This window comes from Listeria cossartiae subsp. cossartiae (assembly GCF_014224155.1).
Classification (GTDB): domain Bacteria; phylum Bacillota; class Bacilli; order Lactobacillales; family Listeriaceae; genus Listeria; species Listeria cossartiae.
On record NZ_JAASUI010000001.1, the window covers coordinates 681,719 to 697,730 of the forward strand.

The 16,012-nt window shown below is 38.8% G+C and carries 16 protein-coding genes and 1 tRNA gene; 12 read left to right on the forward strand and 5 right to left on the reverse strand.

Going from position 1 to position 16,012, the window contains the following annotated elements; translation table 11 throughout:
- The first annotated feature begins 13 nt into the window (after positions 1 to 13).
- The 4 genes from coaA (at position 14) to HCJ30_RS03505 (ending at position 3,564) form a co-directional block, all read left to right on the forward strand.
- Positions 14 to 934, forward strand: coding sequence for a type I pantothenate kinase (gene coaA, locus HCJ30_RS03490; protein WP_185390991.1), 921 nt, complete (start codon positions 14 to 16; stop codon positions 932 to 934).
- A gap of 114 nt (positions 935 to 1,048) precedes the next feature.
- Positions 1,049 to 1,771, forward strand: a complete 723-nt coding sequence (locus HCJ30_RS03495; protein ID WP_185390992.1) for an ABC transporter ATP-binding protein — start codon at positions 1,049 to 1,051, stop codon at positions 1,769 to 1,771.
- On the forward strand, positions 1,771 to 2,886 hold the full coding sequence (locus HCJ30_RS03500) for an ABC transporter permease (RefSeq protein ID WP_185390993.1): 1,116 nt from the start codon (positions 1,771 to 1,773) through the stop codon (positions 2,884 to 2,886). Before HCJ30_RS03495 ends, HCJ30_RS03500 begins: the two co-directional genes overlap by 1 nt.
- Before the next feature lie 21 nt (positions 2,887 to 2,907).
- Complete coding sequence (locus tag HCJ30_RS03505; RefSeq protein ID WP_185390994.1) at positions 2,908 to 3,564, forward strand: TetR/AcrR family transcriptional regulator; 657 nt, start codon at positions 2,908 to 2,910, stop codon at positions 3,562 to 3,564.
- Between the two features lie 33 nt (positions 3,565 to 3,597).
- Here the strand turns inward: HCJ30_RS03505 and ltaS are convergent, their stop codons facing one another.
- Positions 3,598 to 5,559: a lipoteichoic acid synthase LtaS gene (gene ltaS / locus HCJ30_RS03510; protein ID WP_185390995.1), complete on the reverse strand. Its 1,962-nt coding sequence runs from the start codon at positions 5,557 to 5,559 to the stop codon at positions 3,598 to 3,600.
- Positions 5,560 to 5,817: 258 nt separating this feature from the next.
- Here ltaS and HCJ30_RS03515 point away from each other — a divergent pair, with 258 nt between their 5' ends.
- Positions 5,818 to 6,441 (forward strand): DNA-3-methyladenine glycosylase, encoded by a 624-nt coding sequence (locus HCJ30_RS03515; protein WP_185390996.1) that lies wholly within the window; start codon positions 5,818 to 5,820, stop codon positions 6,439 to 6,441.
- A gap of 108 nt (positions 6,442 to 6,549) precedes the next feature.
- Entirely contained in the window at positions 6,550 to 7,218 is a 669-nt protein-coding gene (locus tag HCJ30_RS03520; RefSeq protein ID WP_185390997.1) for a class A sortase, read from the forward strand.
- Here the strand turns inward: HCJ30_RS03520 and HCJ30_RS03525 are convergent.
- Positions 7,208 to 8,269 (reverse strand): DUF3829 domain-containing protein, encoded by a 1,062-nt coding sequence (locus HCJ30_RS03525; protein WP_185390998.1) that lies wholly within the window; start codon positions 8,267 to 8,269, stop codon positions 7,208 to 7,210. The two genes, HCJ30_RS03520 and HCJ30_RS03525, sit on opposite strands and share 11 nt — an antisense overlap.
- Positions 8,270 to 8,401: 132 nt before the next feature.
- Here HCJ30_RS03525 and HCJ30_RS03530 point away from each other — a divergent pair, with 132 nt between their 5' ends.
- A complete protein-coding gene (locus tag HCJ30_RS03530; protein WP_185390999.1) occupies positions 8,402 to 9,133 on the forward strand; it encodes an MBL fold metallo-hydrolase in 732 nt (243 codons plus the stop codon).
- A gap of 23 nt (positions 9,134 to 9,156) precedes the next feature.
- Entirely contained in the window at positions 9,157 to 10,152 is a 996-nt protein-coding gene (gene lplA1 / locus HCJ30_RS03535) for a lipoate protein ligase LplA1 (RefSeq protein ID WP_185391000.1), read from the forward strand.
- A 38-nt stretch (positions 10,153 to 10,190) separates the two neighbouring features.
- Here lplA1 and HCJ30_RS03540 read toward each other — a convergent pair whose 3' ends face one another.
- Positions 10,191 to 10,796 (reverse strand): TVP38/TMEM64 family protein, encoded by a 606-nt coding sequence (locus tag HCJ30_RS03540; protein WP_008947315.1) that lies wholly within the window; start codon positions 10,794 to 10,796, stop codon positions 10,191 to 10,193.
- Between the two features lie 149 nt (positions 10,797 to 10,945).
- Positions 10,946 to 13,006 carry an ArnT family glycosyltransferase gene (locus HCJ30_RS03545; protein WP_185391001.1) on the reverse strand — a complete coding sequence of 687 codons (2,061 nt, stop codon included), beginning with the start codon at positions 13,004 to 13,006 and terminating at the stop codon, positions 10,946 to 10,948.
- A 187-nt stretch (positions 13,007 to 13,193) separates the two neighbouring features.
- Here HCJ30_RS03545 and HCJ30_RS03550 point away from each other — a divergent pair.
- From HCJ30_RS03550 to nfsA, 4 genes are all read left to right on the forward strand, one after another.
- Positions 13,194 to 13,264 (forward strand) — tRNA-Gly (locus tag HCJ30_RS03550).
- Positions 13,265 to 13,362: 98 nt separating this feature from the next.
- Positions 13,363 to 14,505 (forward strand): tRNA epoxyqueuosine(34) reductase QueG, encoded by a 1,143-nt coding sequence (gene queG / locus HCJ30_RS03555; protein WP_185391002.1) that lies wholly within the window; start codon positions 13,363 to 13,365, stop codon positions 14,503 to 14,505.
- Positions 14,506 to 14,525: 20 nt separating this feature from the next.
- The gene (gene trmL, locus HCJ30_RS03560) at positions 14,526 to 15,035 is read left to right on the forward strand and encodes a tRNA (uridine(34)/cytosine(34)/5-carboxymethylaminomethyluridine(34)-2'-O)-methyltransferase TrmL (protein ID WP_185391003.1); all 510 of its coding nucleotides are present in this window, start codon (positions 14,526 to 14,528) and stop codon (positions 15,033 to 15,035) included.
- Between the two features lie 12 nt (positions 15,036 to 15,047).
- The gene (gene nfsA, locus HCJ30_RS03565; protein ID WP_185391004.1) at positions 15,048 to 15,788 is read left to right on the forward strand and encodes an oxygen-insensitive NADPH nitroreductase; all 741 of its coding nucleotides are present in this window, start codon (positions 15,048 to 15,050) and stop codon (positions 15,786 to 15,788) included.
- A 49-nt stretch (positions 15,789 to 15,837) separates the two neighbouring features.
- Here the strand turns inward: nfsA and HCJ30_RS03570 are convergent, their stop codons facing one another.
- Positions 15,838 to 15,999: a lmo0937 family membrane protein gene (locus HCJ30_RS03570; RefSeq protein WP_008947320.1), complete on the reverse strand. Its 162-nt coding sequence runs from the start codon at positions 15,997 to 15,999 to the stop codon at positions 15,838 to 15,840.
- Positions 16,000 to 16,012: the final 13 nt, after the last annotated feature.

Sequence of the window (16,012 nt, forward strand, 5' to 3'; positions counted from 1 at the left end):
GATGGAACATTGAATGAATGATTACAACCACTACTTTCATTTCCCACGAGAAGAATGGCGCAAGTTGGAAGTGAGTAAGGACCAAATATTAACTGCAGAGGAACTGGAAGAAATACGTGGTTTAAATGACCGAATTTCTTTACAAGATATCTCTGAAATCTATTTACCACTAATAAAATTAATTGCGATTCAATACCATGAAGCGATTTTTATTCATGGCGAAAAAATGGAATACTTAAAGAAAAAAGAATCGCGTGCCCCGTTTATCATCGCATTAGCTGGAAGTGTAGCTGTTGGGAAAAGTACGACTGCGCGTGTTTTCAAATTAATGCTTGATCGCTGGTTCTCCAAAACAAGACAAGTAGAGCTTGTAACTACAGATGGTTTTCTCTATCCTAATAAGGTCTTAGAAGAGCGCGGCATCATGGACAAAAAAGGCTTTCCTGAAAGCTACGACCGCGACCGTTTTGCCAAGTTTTTAACCGATTTAAAAGCAAATAAAGAAGATGTCGAAGTACCACTTTATTCGCATTTCACTTATGATGTTTTAGAGGAAACACGGATGATGCACAATCCGGATATCGTTATTATAGAAGGAATCAACGTCCTTCAAGCCGACCAACATGAGAGTCTTTTTCCGAGCGACTTCTTTGATTTCTCCGTTTATATGGATGCCAATGAAGCAGATATTAAGAAATGGTACTTAGAACGTTTCTTCATGCTTCGCGAAACAGCTTTCCAAGATGAAAGCTCCTATTTTCATCCATATACTAAAATCAGCAAACAAGAAGCCGAAACATTTGCACTCGGCGTTTGGGATACAATCAACGGCGTCAACTTAAAAGAAAACATCGAGAAAACAAAATACCGAGCGGACCTAGTGCTTCATAAAGGCACAGATCACCTCATTTCAGACATTTATTTACGCAAATAACCGAATGCAGATAGAAGGAAACTTCTTGATGCGTTCGGTTTTTTCTTTACATTAGAGAAAATCGGAGTACAATGGAAAGTGAGTAATCACTCATTTAAAAAAGGAGGGAAAACAATGTCAGAAATAGCAATTAATGTATCGAATTTAGACGTAAAAATCGGCAAGAAACAAATTTTAGCTGATATGTCACTCGAAATCCAAAAAGGCGAGATATTCGGCTTAATCGGCCCATCCGGCGCGGGCAAAACGACACTTGTTAAAACAATCATCGGTATGGAAAAGGCAACGAGCGGCCAAACCAAAGTTTTAGGAAAAGTAATGCCAAATTTACCGGTCATTAGCAAAATCGGCTACATGGCCCAGTCAGACGCACTCTACACCGATTTAACCGCCAAAGAAAACTTAGATTTTTTCGCTTCCCTTTATTCCATTAAAGGTGCTGCCAAAAAAGACCGAATGGATTATGCGGCCAACCTCGTTAACTTACAACAAGATTTAACTAAAAAGGTGACCAATTATTCGGGCGGGATGAAACGCAGATTATCACTCGCTATTTCTGTACTTGCAGATCCTGACGTCCTTATTTTAGATGAGCCAACAGTCGGAATTGATCCAGAACTAAGAAAAACCATTTGGGAAGAGCTAGCAGATTTGAAAGCAAACGGCAAATGTATCCTTGTAACGACGCACGTGATGGATGAAGCCGAAAAATGCGATCGACTTGCAATGATTAGAAATGGAAAAATAATCGCCGTAGGGACCCCACAGGAGCTCTCAAGTAAAACCACATCCGGTAAACTAGAAGATGCCTTTTTAGAGTTTGGAGGGAAGAACTAATGCGAATACTTGCTATCGTCAAACGAATCGTCAACCAATTTCGCCGTGATAAACGTACACTCGCTCTAATGTTTCTCGCACCACTGCTACTTATCACTTTGCTAACCTACTTATTTGAAGGGGATACAGTCAAACCCGTCGTTGGTGTAAGCGGACTAACTGATTCCATGGTACAAGAACTAAAAGCAAATGACCTCACCATTAAAACCTACGCGGAAAACACTAACGCCACCGATAAAATTAAAGCTGCCGATTTGGACGCATTTTTCCAGCAAAGCGGTGAGAAAATCGAGGTAACATATGAAAATAGTGAACCAAGTCTAAGCAAAGAAATCGGCTTAAAACTGCAAAAAGCATTGATGGCCGAGCAACAAACACAAGCGAAAAACCAAGCAAAAGCAACTGGCGAAGCGCTCGCCAAAGCTGGAATTGACACAAGCACCATCCCAACACTCACACAAAGCCCTGAAAAACTAACGATTTCAACCGATTACGTTTACGGAGACAAGGATACAAGCTTTTTCGACACCATTAGCCCGATTTTCATTGGCTTTTTCGTATTCTTCTTTGTATTTTTAATCGCCGGAATTTCGTTCTTGCGCGAAAGAACAACTGGAACACTCGAGCGACTAATGGCGACACCAATTAAACGGATTGAATTAGAACTAGGATATTTAATCGGCTTTGGGATTTTCGCCTTACTACAGTCCATTTTAGTCGCCGTATTTTCGATTCAAGTACTTGGCATGATGCAAAACGGCTCACTATTCTATGTTTTACTGATTACCTTGACACTCGGAATGGTTTCACTGGCACTAGGAATTTTACTCTCTACTTTTGCGAATAATGAATTCCAAATCGTTCAGTTTATTCCTATCGTTATCGTGCCGCAAGTACTATTTTGTGGGATTTTCCCGCTCGATGGTATGGCGGATTGGCTCGTTTGGATTGCACACATTATGCCACTATACTACGGCGCCAACGCACTAACATCCATCATGGTAAAAGGAGAAGGATTTGCTGCGTTCGCGAATGATTTCTATATTTTACTAGGATTTGTACTTGTATTTGTCGTATTAAATATTTTTGCTTTAAAAAAATACCGGAAAGTTTAACTGGAAAGGAAGAGATACCACGTGGATGCAGAAGGAGATATCATCCGTCAAATGCTTGATTTAACGGAAAAAGAAACCAAGATGAGCGAAAAGCAACGCCGAATTGTTGCAGCTTCCATCGAACTATTTGCTGAAAAAGGCTACGCTGGAACGTCTACAAATGAAATTGCGAAAAAAGCAGGCGTCGCAGAAGGAACCATTTTTAGACATTATAGAACGAAAAAAGATTTATTAATGGCGATTACGATGCCAACGCTCATTGGTGGTGTGATACCATTTTTAGCCCAAAGCTTTGTAAAAGAAGTTTTTGAAAGTGAATATCCGGATTTTCAGTCGTTTATTCGTGAAATTATCGTGAACCGTTTTGAATTTGCCAAAGAAAATGGTAAGGTCATCAAAATTTACTTTATGGAGTTGTTTTATCATGATGAACTGAGAGTGCAATTTTCGGAAATTTTTATGACACATGTAAAAGGGCAATTTGATCAAATGATTGATTTTTATAAAGAACGTGGCGAAATAGTCGATATGCCAAACAGCACGATCATGCGGGCGCTAATCACTAATATAGTTGGTTTTATGCTAACTAGATTTGTCGTCATGCCAGATGCTAATTGGGATGATCCAAAAGAAATTGATGATACCGTTTCGTATATTATGAGAGGGTTAGGCAAATAAAAAATGAGTCCAGATATTCTGGACTCATTTTTTTTATTTACTCGTTGAATCAGTTGATTTTTTCTTGTTGTAGTTGTATTTACTTGGATCTACTTTTTGGAAACCATCAGGAGCGTAGAAACGTAACAAGTCGCCTTGTAATACAGAATCGGAAAGCTCTAATTCTTTCGCTACTTTTTCTTTCGTTTCTTTCATTTCCTGCGTTTCAGTAGCAATTGGTTCACCTGTTTTTTGATTATACATGTTACCACCAATCATCGAGTAATTAGGGGTTATATAATCGCCATTTCGGAATGGAACCAGTTGTTTATGATCTTTAGAAAGTAAATCAGTACCAAATTGCAAGTACTCTTTGTTATCTACACCAAGTAAGTGAAGTAATGTAGGAAGTAGGTCAACTTGGCCACCATATTGTTCTTGAACGCCACCTTGAACACCAGGAACGTGAATCATTAAAGGAACACGCTGCGCTTGGGCATTTTCAAAAGTGTTGTAATCTTTGCCAAGAATTTTCGTCATTGCTTCTTCATGGTTATCGGAAATACCATAATGGTCACCGTACATGATAATGACAGAGTTATCGTAAAGGCCAGATTTCTTCAAGTAATCAACAAAGCTTTTCACAGATTCGTCTAAATAACGAGCTGTTTGGAAATACGTATCTACAGATGAATCGCCAGTCGTTGCCGGAGCAATTGTAGCATCTTTTTCATCAATTGGATAAGGGAAGTGGTTCGTTAGTGTAATAAATTTCGTATAGAACGGCTGTTGTAAGGACGATAGATATTCTTCGGATTCTTTAAAGAATGGTTTATCTTTAAGTCCGTAGTTAGAAACATCTGCTTCGTTCATATCGTAGTAACTAGCATCAAAGAATTTATCGTAACCAAATTGTTTATAAATTTCATCACGATTCCAGAAGCTCTTATAGTTACCGTGGAATACCGCACTAGTATAACCTTGTTGGCCTAAAATAGCAGATGCTGATTCATACGTGTTTTGACCTTTAGTAGTAAAGGCGGAACCTTGAGGCAAGCCGTAAAGCGAGTTCTCAAGGAGCATCTCAGAGTCAGCTGTTTTACCTTGACCAGTTTGGTGGAAGAAGTTTGTAAAGCTTAGCGTATTTTGATCTTTAAAGAAAGAGTTAATAAACGGCGTTACTTCTTCTCCATTTAGTTTGTAATTCACTAGGAATTGTTGGAAGCTTTCTAAGTGAATATAAATGACGTTTTTGCCTTTTGCTTTACCGAAGTATTCCGGGTTTGGCGCGGCATATTTGGATTTAGTATAGTTTAAAACTTCGGTAACATCACTACTATCAGCAAGTGCACGCTGGGTAGATGATTCAGTACTTTTCACTGCGTCATAGATTTGGTAGTTAGTCATACCAAGATATTTAACAATATAGTTTCTATCAAATGTTCTTGTTAGTAGTTGCGGACGATCAATTTCTGCAAGTCCCAAGTTACCAAAGAACATCGCGATACCAAGTGTTAGAACACCAACTACTTTTCTCGCGCGAATGCGGGCTGTTTTGTCTGGTTTTACAAAGCGGAAAGCTAGTAGTGCAATTAAAATAATAATATCCGCGAAGTAAATAATATCGTGCCAGCTGAGTAACGCTGTGATACTACTTCCCATGTCGCCCATGTTTTGCATTTGTTTTGCGTTTAGATTCGGTAGCGTAATAAAATCACTAAAGAATCGATAATAAACAATATTTGCGTAAAGAATGAAACTCATTAAAAAGTCAATAACGATAATCCAAATGAATGAACGACGTCCTTTAGCAAAAAGGGCAAGACCGATAAAGAAAATGGCCCCGCTTAATGGATTAATGAACAGCAAAATTTGCTGCATAAGATTTTCTATGCCAAGTTTAAATTCAAGTTGATATGCAATATACGTTTTTAGCCAATAAAGAATGACGGCTAGAACAAAAAATCCATAATTCTTGCTTAAAAACGTTTGGATTTTTATTTTCCAATCCTTCATGAAACACCTCTCCTACACACTATTTACTCGTTTTATTTGTTGTTTTCCTGAAATGAAAAAAGCAGCTGTACTATGTAAAAAAACAATTTCATACAGCACCCACTTTAACATAATTCTAACACAAGATTAATAAAAGGCAAGCTATAACCTATCCGTCTGAAGTAGGATTTATTAGGAACTAGGCGGATATAACTAGTCAAAAAAGAACCATTTGGAATAGAATTCTGCTAAAATAAAAAGAAAACATTGAGGTAGACAATGAAGACGATTATTACGAAAGATTTTTTCGAAAAGAAGACGACAATTGAACTCGCGAGGGATATTATTGGCATGCGACTTGTGCATCAAACAAATAGTGGCATACTGTCTGGCTTGATTGTAGAAACAGAAGCTTACCTCGGAGCAACTGACATGGCAGCACATAGTTTCCAAAACCTTCGAACGAAAAGAACTGAAGTGATGTTCGAGTCGCCCGGGACCATCTATATGTACCAAATGCATCGCCAAGTCTTGCTTAATTTCATCACCATGCAAAAAGGGATCCCAGAAGCTATTCTCATTCGCGCGATAGAACCCGACGAAGCGTCACGCGCACAAATGCAATACCAACGCCACGGAAAAACTGGTTATGAGCTAACAAACGGCCCTGGAAAATTAACGCAAGCATTAGGATTAAGTATGCAAGATTACGGGAAAACTCTTTTTGATAGTAACATTTGGATAGAAGAAGCAAAAACACCGCATATAATAGAAGCAACTAATCGAATTGGGGTACCTAATAAAGGAATTGCGACCCATTATCCGCTTAGGTTCACAGCGAAAGGAAGTCCATATATTTCTGCTCAGCGAAAAAGTAGTATTTTGCCTCGGATTTGGGAGTAACTTTACAATTTTGTCACAGGTGAAGAAAATACTTCGATCAAGTTGCTAATTTTCTTTGCTTCAAAGGGAGAGCTACTATATAATAAAATAGTTACAAGGAGGAATTATATGTTAAAGAAAACAATAGCAATAATTATTTTAATCATCGGTTTACTATTAATTTTTTCCCCATTCATCAAAAATGGTATCGTGAAATACATGAGTGGACATGAAACAATCGAGCAATATAATGCATCAGATATAAAGAAAAATAATAAAAAAGACGCTACATTTGATTTTGAAAGTGTGCAACTACCATCTATGACGTCTGTTCTTCAAGGAGCAGCAAATTATGATAAAGATGCCGTTGTCGGTGCGATTTCCGTTCCATCTGTGGACGTGAGCCTACTCGTATTCAAAGGAACAAATACAGCTAACTTGCTTGCCGGTGCGACAACTATGCGTTCTGATCAAGTTATGGGTAAAGGTAATTATCCACTCGCGGGACACCATATGCGCAATGAATCGATGCTATTTGGCCCCATCATGAAAGTCAAACAAGGCGACAAGATTTACCTAACGGATCTTGAAAACTTATATGAATACAAAGTTACGGAAACAAAAACAATTGATGAAACAGAAGTAAGCGTTATTGATAATACGAAAGACGCTAGAGTGACACTGATTACATGTGATAAGCCGACCGAAACAACGAAACGATTTGTCGCAGTCGGTGAACTAGAGAAAACCGAAAAACTAACAAAAGAACTAGAGGATAAATATTTCCCTAGTAAATAAAAATAATCCCCACAGAATTTATTCTGCGGGGATATTTTTTATGGAAAGAAAGCGAGGTGTTATAATCACTAATTAAATCATTGTATTCCTTTAGTAATTTTTCTGGCGTTCCTTCTATTGTTTCAATGAAAATGGGATTTTTTAACTCATCTTCAGGAATAGCCTGTTTCTTTTTTGCACGGTCAAGTAGTAACGTCGCTTCTGCTTTGGTGCTAGTCACTTTTTTTACTAAGAAAACAAGGTCATTACTCGTTAATTTTTCTTTTTCTAGTTGCGTTTCATCTTTACTTGCTTGGATGAATGCCTCATAAGTTTTTGTTAAATGGCTATATTGTTTTTCGTAAGCGGCGATATCTAGCTCCGTTACGTTCGTTGCAGCTATTTGTTGATTGCGTAGTTCAGCAATCAGGTTTTCACTAGCCGAAATAAAATTATTTAAAGCTAGGCACGTTAGACTGCCAGATTTTTCCATTTCTTTTGCCGCGAAAGCTTGTTGTGCGGTGTTTAGTTTTTGCATTTCTTCGTTGAATGATTGTATTTCTTTATTCGAATTTTGGATGGAATTGGTTAATTCTTTGTGGAGTGTAGCCGCTTTGGCATAATTATCATCCAAATAACTTTTAGAAGTGAAGTAAGTTTGTAATTCATTTAGTATACGGATTTCATTTGTTATCTCACTGGAAAGTTTTTTGAAATCTTTATCCATGGGAAGTGAAGATGTTTTACTCAAGGAATCTTTCATCGCAATAAGGGCATTGGTTGTTTCAGCGGGATTTCTAATAGGTGTTAAGATATCGTTATTGCTCGGTGTTTTAAAATCACCATTGTCAGCGGAATAACTTTTGAAATAATTCGCTCGTGCGTTTACAAAATCATAGTTAATAGCGTTACTTAGTTTTACATAATCGTTATACTTTACTAGTTCTTCTTTGGCGTATAGACCATTACCTGTTGTGGAATTTTCTTTTTCATCACTACCACAACCAGTCAGTAAGCTAGCGAACAGCGCGATAATGAGTAAACATAGGCCGGACTTTTTAAAATAATTCAATAGTTGATCATCCTCATCTGTAAATTTAAAAAGGTGCTTTCTAAGTGTAGCATTTTTTCTGGATAATTTCTCCTTTTATTGTAAATGTTGTATCATATAAAAGAGGTTTACTTTGAGAAAGGAAGTGCAGTGATGAAACTAACCGTTTTTGGACATTGGGGTGGCTATCCGGTAGCGAATGAGGGAACATCGAGTTATTTGCTGGAGGAAGCTGGATTCAAGCTATTAATTGATGTGGGAGCAAGTGCTGTTTCTATTATGCAAAATTATATTGATCCTGATGATATTGATGCGGCAATTATTTCTCATTACCATCCAGATCATGTAGCAGACGTAGGGATTTTGCAACACATTCGACTACTATCACAAAAAAAGGAAAAACCGCCAGTCTTGCCAATTTATGGGCATAAAGAAGATAAACGTGGCTATTCTTTTTTAGAAATGACAGACGTAACAAAAGCAATCGAGTATAAAGCGGATGACACACTTGAAATTGGACCGTTTAAAGTCACTTTCTTAAAAACTGTTCATCCAGTGCCTTGTTATGCAATGCGGATTGAAGCCGGCGAAAAAGTTTTTGTCTACACCGCAGATAGCGCTTATCAAGACAGTTTTATTCCTTTTGCAAAAAGTGCCGATTTATTAGTAACCGACACAAATTTTTTCCATGAATTAGCAGGGAAAACGAAAGTCCACATGGCAAGCACAGAGGTCGCAAAAATTGCTAAAGAAGCCAATGTGAAATCATTATTACTAAGCCATTTACCAGAAGTTGGCGATTTAGAAGTATTGAAACAAGAAGCAGCAGCCATTTACACCGGAGAAATCGCGCTCGCATCAAAAGGCTTGACGAAAACATTTTAATATAGAAGAAAAGGGGTAGGGGTATGTATTTTGTAGATAATAATAATGAAAAAGATCCTCGTATTAACTTAGCAGTGGAGGAATTTATTTTAACGGAATTGAAGCTAGATGAGCCGGTGCTGTTGTTTTACATCAATAAGCCATCGATTATTATTGGCCGCAATCAAAACACTGTGGAAGAAATTGATACAGAATATGTCGAGAAAAATGACGTTATTGTTGTGCGCAGACTTTCCGGTGGTGGCGCGGTGTATCATGATGAAGGAAACTTGAATTTCAGTTTTATCACAGAAGATGATGGCGAGTCTTTTCATAATTTCGCGAAATTCACGCAACCGATTGTGGAAGCTCTTAAACGTTTAGGCGTAAATGCTGAACTAAAAGGGCGCAATGATTTGTTGATTGATGGTTTCAAAGTGTCCGGAAATGCCCAATTCGCAACGAAAGGCAAAATGTTTTCACACGGGACGTTAATGTACGATTTAAACTTAGATAACGTTGCTGCCTCATTAAAACCACGTAAAGATAAAATCGAATCAAAAGGTATTAAATCTGTTCGAAGTCGTGTAGCGAATATTTCTGATTTTATGGATCAAGACATGACGACCGAAGAATTCCGCGATTTGCTATTACTTTACATTTTTGGTGTGGATAAAGTAGAAGACGTGAAAGAATACAAATTAACAGCAGCAGATTGGGAAAAAATCCACGAAATTTCTGCTAAACGTTATGGCAATTGGGATTGGAATTACGGGAAATCGCCCAAATTTGACTTAACACGCACGAAACGTTTCCCCGTTGGCGCAGTAGATGTTCGCTTAAATGTGCAAAAAGGGATTATTACCGATATCAAGATTTTCGGCGACTTTTTTGGCGTGAAAAATGTAACGGATATCGAAGAGAAATTAGTTAATACAACTTACAAACGGGAAGCTTTGGCTGAGGCTTTGGCGGATATCGAAGTCAAAGAATACTTTGGCAATATTACAAAAGAGGAATTTTTAGATTTACTTTATTAAAAAAAGGAAAGTACGCATGGAGCGTACTTTCCTTTTTTTTATTTGAGATTTTTTCCTGACATCCAACGTTCTAGTCGTTTTCCGACAAACCATAAAATGACGACGGAAAGAGCTAGGATGGCTAGTTTGAGCGGTTGGTGAATTAAGTCGACGAAATCATAGCCGATATAGCTAATCGCAAAAACTTTAATCAACTTTCCACCTACAAGCGCTAATATAAATTGATATACTTTTATTTTAGAAAGACCTGCAACGATATTTACGGCCGAAGATGGTGTAAAAGGCATTACAAGTAAAATGAAAATCGGACTAAAACCGTGTCTATCAATCCATTCCATTACACGTTTGATTTGTTTATGACCCGAAATAAATCGTAAAAATCGGGTCTGCCCAAATTTTCGGGCGAGTAAGAATACACATAAACTACCTGCAATTGCTGCTGTTACTGATATTAAAAAACCGCCGAGTAGTCCGTAGGCATTGACGTTTACTACAACGAATACTATAAATGGTAAAAATGGTAAAAACGCTTCAATAAATGGTAAGAAAAAAGCTAAAAGTGGACCTAAATTCCGATATTCACTTAGCCAATACATTAAGTTATCATAAGAAAAGAAATTCATCATATCCTGCCAAAATGTCATAAGCAAGCCTCCTGTAGTCTTTAACAACATACTTTATTTTCTCACATAAAAATGATAAAGCGCTAATAAAACAGCTTGAATATCGTTAAAATCCTAGTTTTAAACCAGGATTTTAACATTTTTGACGATGAACTTCATTTTCAAAGGAATTATTTTAATTGATAAAGCGTTCCTTCCCCAGATCCATTCATTCCGGGAGCTCCTCCTCGTGTATTTTGAGAAGCACTTGAAGTCGTATCGTCGTCCGTGGAAGAGGAACTGCTCCATTCTGATTGGTCAATTTCGGTACCATTTTCTTGAATCCATTTTACCACATCTGAGTCAGAAGCTTTACTATTTGATGGAAGATAAAAATATTTTATTTCGCCGGATTGAATCATTTGTTTTAGTTGTTTGACGGTAAGTGTTGGGTCTGTCCCGTTGAAGCCACCAAGCGCCATAACTGCTTCTTTCGTTTTGATAATATAGGGCCCAGCTGTCGTTGCGTCCGTTGTGCCAAATAAATACGTTTCGCCAGTATTATTTTTTTGCAAATAACTAATCAAACCACTATCCACAGAAGCATCAGCAAATCCGCCACCACTGGATTGTTTTAATTGCGGTCCAGCTTCCGGCAAAGAACTATTCCCACCGTATAAAATCGGCGTCAAGGACCAATAAGTTGGCGCGATAAGTAAAATCGCTAAGGCAAGCGCCGTTATTTTCGCAGCGAGTTTTGTATGTGATTGTCTAATTGCAATTAGCAAAATAGAAACCGCGAGTGCAGCGATCCCGATAATAGCCGCTAAAATCGGCAAGTAACTAGCTACAAAGAAAGCTTGAAGGGCCCCAGTGAGCGTAATCGTCGTTGGTAATAGAAATTTTTGCCAGTTCTCTTTATCAATGTAGAGACGGAAGAGTGCCACTAGCCCAGCACCACTTAGTACGGCAATTGGTGGAGCTAGCATGATTAAATAATAATGATGGAAAAATCCAGCAATACTGAAGAAGCCAGCGACCGGAACAAGCCATGCTGCCCAGAAAACCATTTCCTTTTGTTTAGAGTTCAATTGATAAATTCGTTTGTTTTCATTTCGGTAAGCAAGGAAAATCGCTAACATACCGATGATAGCCAGCGGTAAAAACCAACTGATTTGATCACCAAGCGCGGTTTGGAATAGACGAAGCGGCCCAGCATTTCCTGTACCAAACATGCCAGTACTACCAGTCATTTTCGACCCTGTCCCGCCATTTGCAGTTTTACTAGGACCGCCAGTTAGTGGCGTACCATTGTTACCTTGTGGGGGAGTTCCACCGCCATCCGCGCCGTCTTGGATATTGCCACTTGGAGGCGTTGGTGGTGTCGCATCACTCGAGTCAGTTGTGTTGTTGCTAGGTGGACCAGCCATTTCCATATTGCCACCGCCATTACCCGTCCCAGTTTCCTGCCCAAGCAGCCGCTCCATGCCGTTATAGCCAAATGCAAGCTCAAGCACCGAATTTGTTTGACTACTACCAACATAAGGCCGTTCTGACGCCGCTGTTTGATCTACCACGACAGCCCATGAAACAGATACGCCAAGCATTAAAATAAGCGCTATGACTAATTGAATAAGCTTTTTTCGCCAACTTAATTTTACTGCAATAAAGTAAAATAGTAAGAATGCTGGAACAACCATAAAAGCTTGAAGCATTTTCACATTAAACCCGACGCCGATCAATCCAAAAGCCAGCAACAACCAGCCAATTTTCGCACGATTAACTGCTTTAAAAAGGAAATAGGTTGCCAGTAATAAAATAAATACCAGAATCGCATCCATATTATTCGTGCGCGTCACTGCTACCGCAATCGGCGTAAGTGCCATGATGAGCGCTGTAATTCTTGCAGCCCAAGCACCAAATCTCGGTTGCACGAGCACATAAAGCAAAATCACCGAACCAACACCTGCTAAAGCTTGCGGCAAAATAACGCTCCAACCATGCACACCAAAAATCAGCGCGCTAATCGCTTGCAACCAAAGCGCGACAGGTGGCTTATCCACCGTAATAAAACCAGCAGGATCAAAAGCTCCGTAAAAAAAGTTATGAAAATTTTGCACCATACTTGTCACGGCAGCTGTATAATAAGGATTTACCGTGTCATCATTCCAAATCCCATAAAAATTAAAAAAGATAGCAATAACAATAATCCCGACAAAATAAAAATCCCAATGTTTTAGCCATTTCTTCATATTCCTCACTTCTTTCCATTAGATAATACCTTTTATTCTAGGGACAAAATATGAAAAAAACGTGAATAAATTTGGAAATAAACGAGATATTTTTTTTTTGGAAAGAAATTTCGGAAAAAGTCTTGTCAAAACTTACATAGAATGGTATTATATAAAAGTTGTTAAAACACTAAGAACTACTTACCGTGCGGGTGTAGTTTAGTGGTAAAACTACAGCCTTCCAAGCTGTTGTCGTGGGTTCGATTCCCATCACCCGCTTTATATTTTTTTATAAATCCTGTTATCAACGCAGTGTTTCGACCTTTTTAAGCGAAGCATTGCGTTTATTTTATTGCCTGAAAATAAGGAGAGAGGGGATGAGGAAAGTGAAGCCAGAAGCGGATTATGCAAGTTTAAAAGAAGAGCTAATTGCCTATGCACATGAAATTGGCATTCAAAAAATTGGTTTCACGACAGCAGACCCTTTTTTATTTTTAAAAGAACGGTTACTGGAAGCCGAGGCATTAGATCTTTTTACGGGGTTTGAGCATCCGGTTATCGATGAGCGGGTTTATCCGGAGCTAATTTTCAAAGAACCACAGTCGATTATCGCGATTGCCCTAGCCTATCCGTCTAAATTAAAAGAAGCACCGGTAAGCAAAAAAGAAGCAAGACGTGGCGTTTTCGCGCGAGCTTCTTGGGGCATCGATTATCATACCGTGTTACGAGAAAAATTAGCGCTACTGGAACAATTTTTAAGCGAAAGGTTACCGGATGTGCGGATGAAATCGATGGTAGATACCGGAGAATTATCGGATGTTGCTGTGGCGGAACGGGCTGGCATTGGTTGGCGCGGGAAAAACACCTTGCTAATAACGCCAGAATACGGCTCTTGGGTCTATTTAGGCGAAATGATAACCAATATACCATTTGAGCCAGATACGCCAGCAAGCGACCTGTGTGGCAGCTGTAACCAATGCGTTAAAGCTTGTCCTACAGGTTCCTTACTAGGTGAGGGTAAAATGAATCCGAAAATTTGTTTAAGCTATCTTACCCAAACAAAAGACTTTCTAGATGAAAAATATCGCGAAGTGTTGCATAATCGTTTGTATGGTTGTGATACTTGTCAGGTTGTTTGTCCTTATAATCGCGGTCATGATTTTCATTTTCACGAAGAAATGGAGCCTGATCCGGAACTTGTTCGCCCGGAATTAAAGCCACTTTTACATATTTCCAATCGTGCTTTCAAAGAGCAGTTTGGTGATATGGCAGGATCGTGGCGTGGCAAGAAGCCAATCCAGCGTAATGCTATTATTATTTTAGCGCGCTACAAAGATAAAACAGCCGTACCAGATTTAATCGACTGCTTGCAAAATGATCCGAGGCCAGTTATCCGCGGAACAGCCGGCTGGGCGCTACGTAAAATCGGCGGAGAAGAAGCCGAAGCCGCTGTCCAAATGGCGCTTCAAACCGAACAAGACGAACAAGTGCTACAAGAATTAACTGCTATACCAAATTAAAAGAAACCAGGTGAAAAGAAATGCCAAATCATATCGTACTATACCAACCAGAAATCCCTGCCAATACCGGAAATATCTCCAGAACATGTGCTGGAACAGATACTTATTTACATTTAATTCGTCCACTTGGTTTTTCAACCGACGATAAAATGCTCAAACGCGCGGGACTCGATTACTGGGATAACGTCAAACTTTCCTATTACGATTCTTTAGATGAATTTTTTGAGAAAAATGCCGGCGGAGAATTTTTCTACATTACCAAATTTGGTCGCCATGTTTATAGCGACGTTGACTATAGCGATCCAAACAAAAATTATTTCTTCGTTTTCGGAAAAGAAACGACTGGTTTGCCAGATGAACTTTTACAAGACAATGAAGAAAACTGTTTACGAATTCCGATGACAGACCATATTCGCTCGTTGAATTTATCGAATACAGCGGCAATTTTAGCTTATGAAGCATTACGTCAGCAAAGTTTCGGCGCGCTTCTACAAGAACCAAATTATGATCGGAAAATATTTCAAGACTAAGGGGGAGTTAGGATGAATCAGGCGATCGATGCGATTCTAGGACATTACTCTGTGCGGAAATTTGAAGATAAAGGCTTAACGGAAGAAGAGTTGAACTTACTTATCAAGAGCGCACAAGCCGCATCTACATCCAGCTTTGTTCAGGCATACTCCATCATTGGAATTACAGATAAAACACTTCGCGAACAAATTTCAGCAATTGCGGGCAACCAACCCTATACCGTACAAACGGGACAATTATTTATTTTCGTGGCCGATTTAGCGCGACATCATGCGATTTTAGAAGAACATCAAGTAAATACAGAAGCACTTGAAACCTCCGAAAAATGGCTTGTATCCGTAATCGATGCTGCGCTTGCCGCCCAAAATATGGCTATCGCTGCAGAATCACTAGGACTTGGCATTTGCTTCATCGGTGGAATTCGCAACAATGTCGAACAAATCACTGAAATTTTGGATTTGCCACCATACACCATGCCGCTATTCGGCTTAACAATTGGTCATCCAGTTGCAGACAGCGAAAAAGCCAAACCAAGATTGCCGCAAGAGTTGGTTTATCACGAAAACACCTATCAAAAAATGAACCCAACTATTTTAGCCGAATACGATGAACAAATAAAAAACTATTATCACGAAAGAACAGCAGGCAAACGCGTCGAAGGCTGGTCCGAACAAATCGCACGAGGACTCGGACGAACAAGCCGACTGGACTTAAAAGCATTTTTAGAAAAGCAACATTTAAATCAAAAATAAAAAGAGCGGTTCGGCACATTGTAATAATGCGTCGAACCACTCTTTTCATTTATTTCTTTTTATTCCTAGCCATTTGAATTAGATTCCAAATAACGAGAATTAAAACGATTACTAGCAAGATATTAATTAATCCACCCGCAATATGGAAAATAATTCCAAGTAACCAAACCGCTAATAAAACAACGATTATTCCCCAAATAATTCCTAACATGTAAAAAACCTCT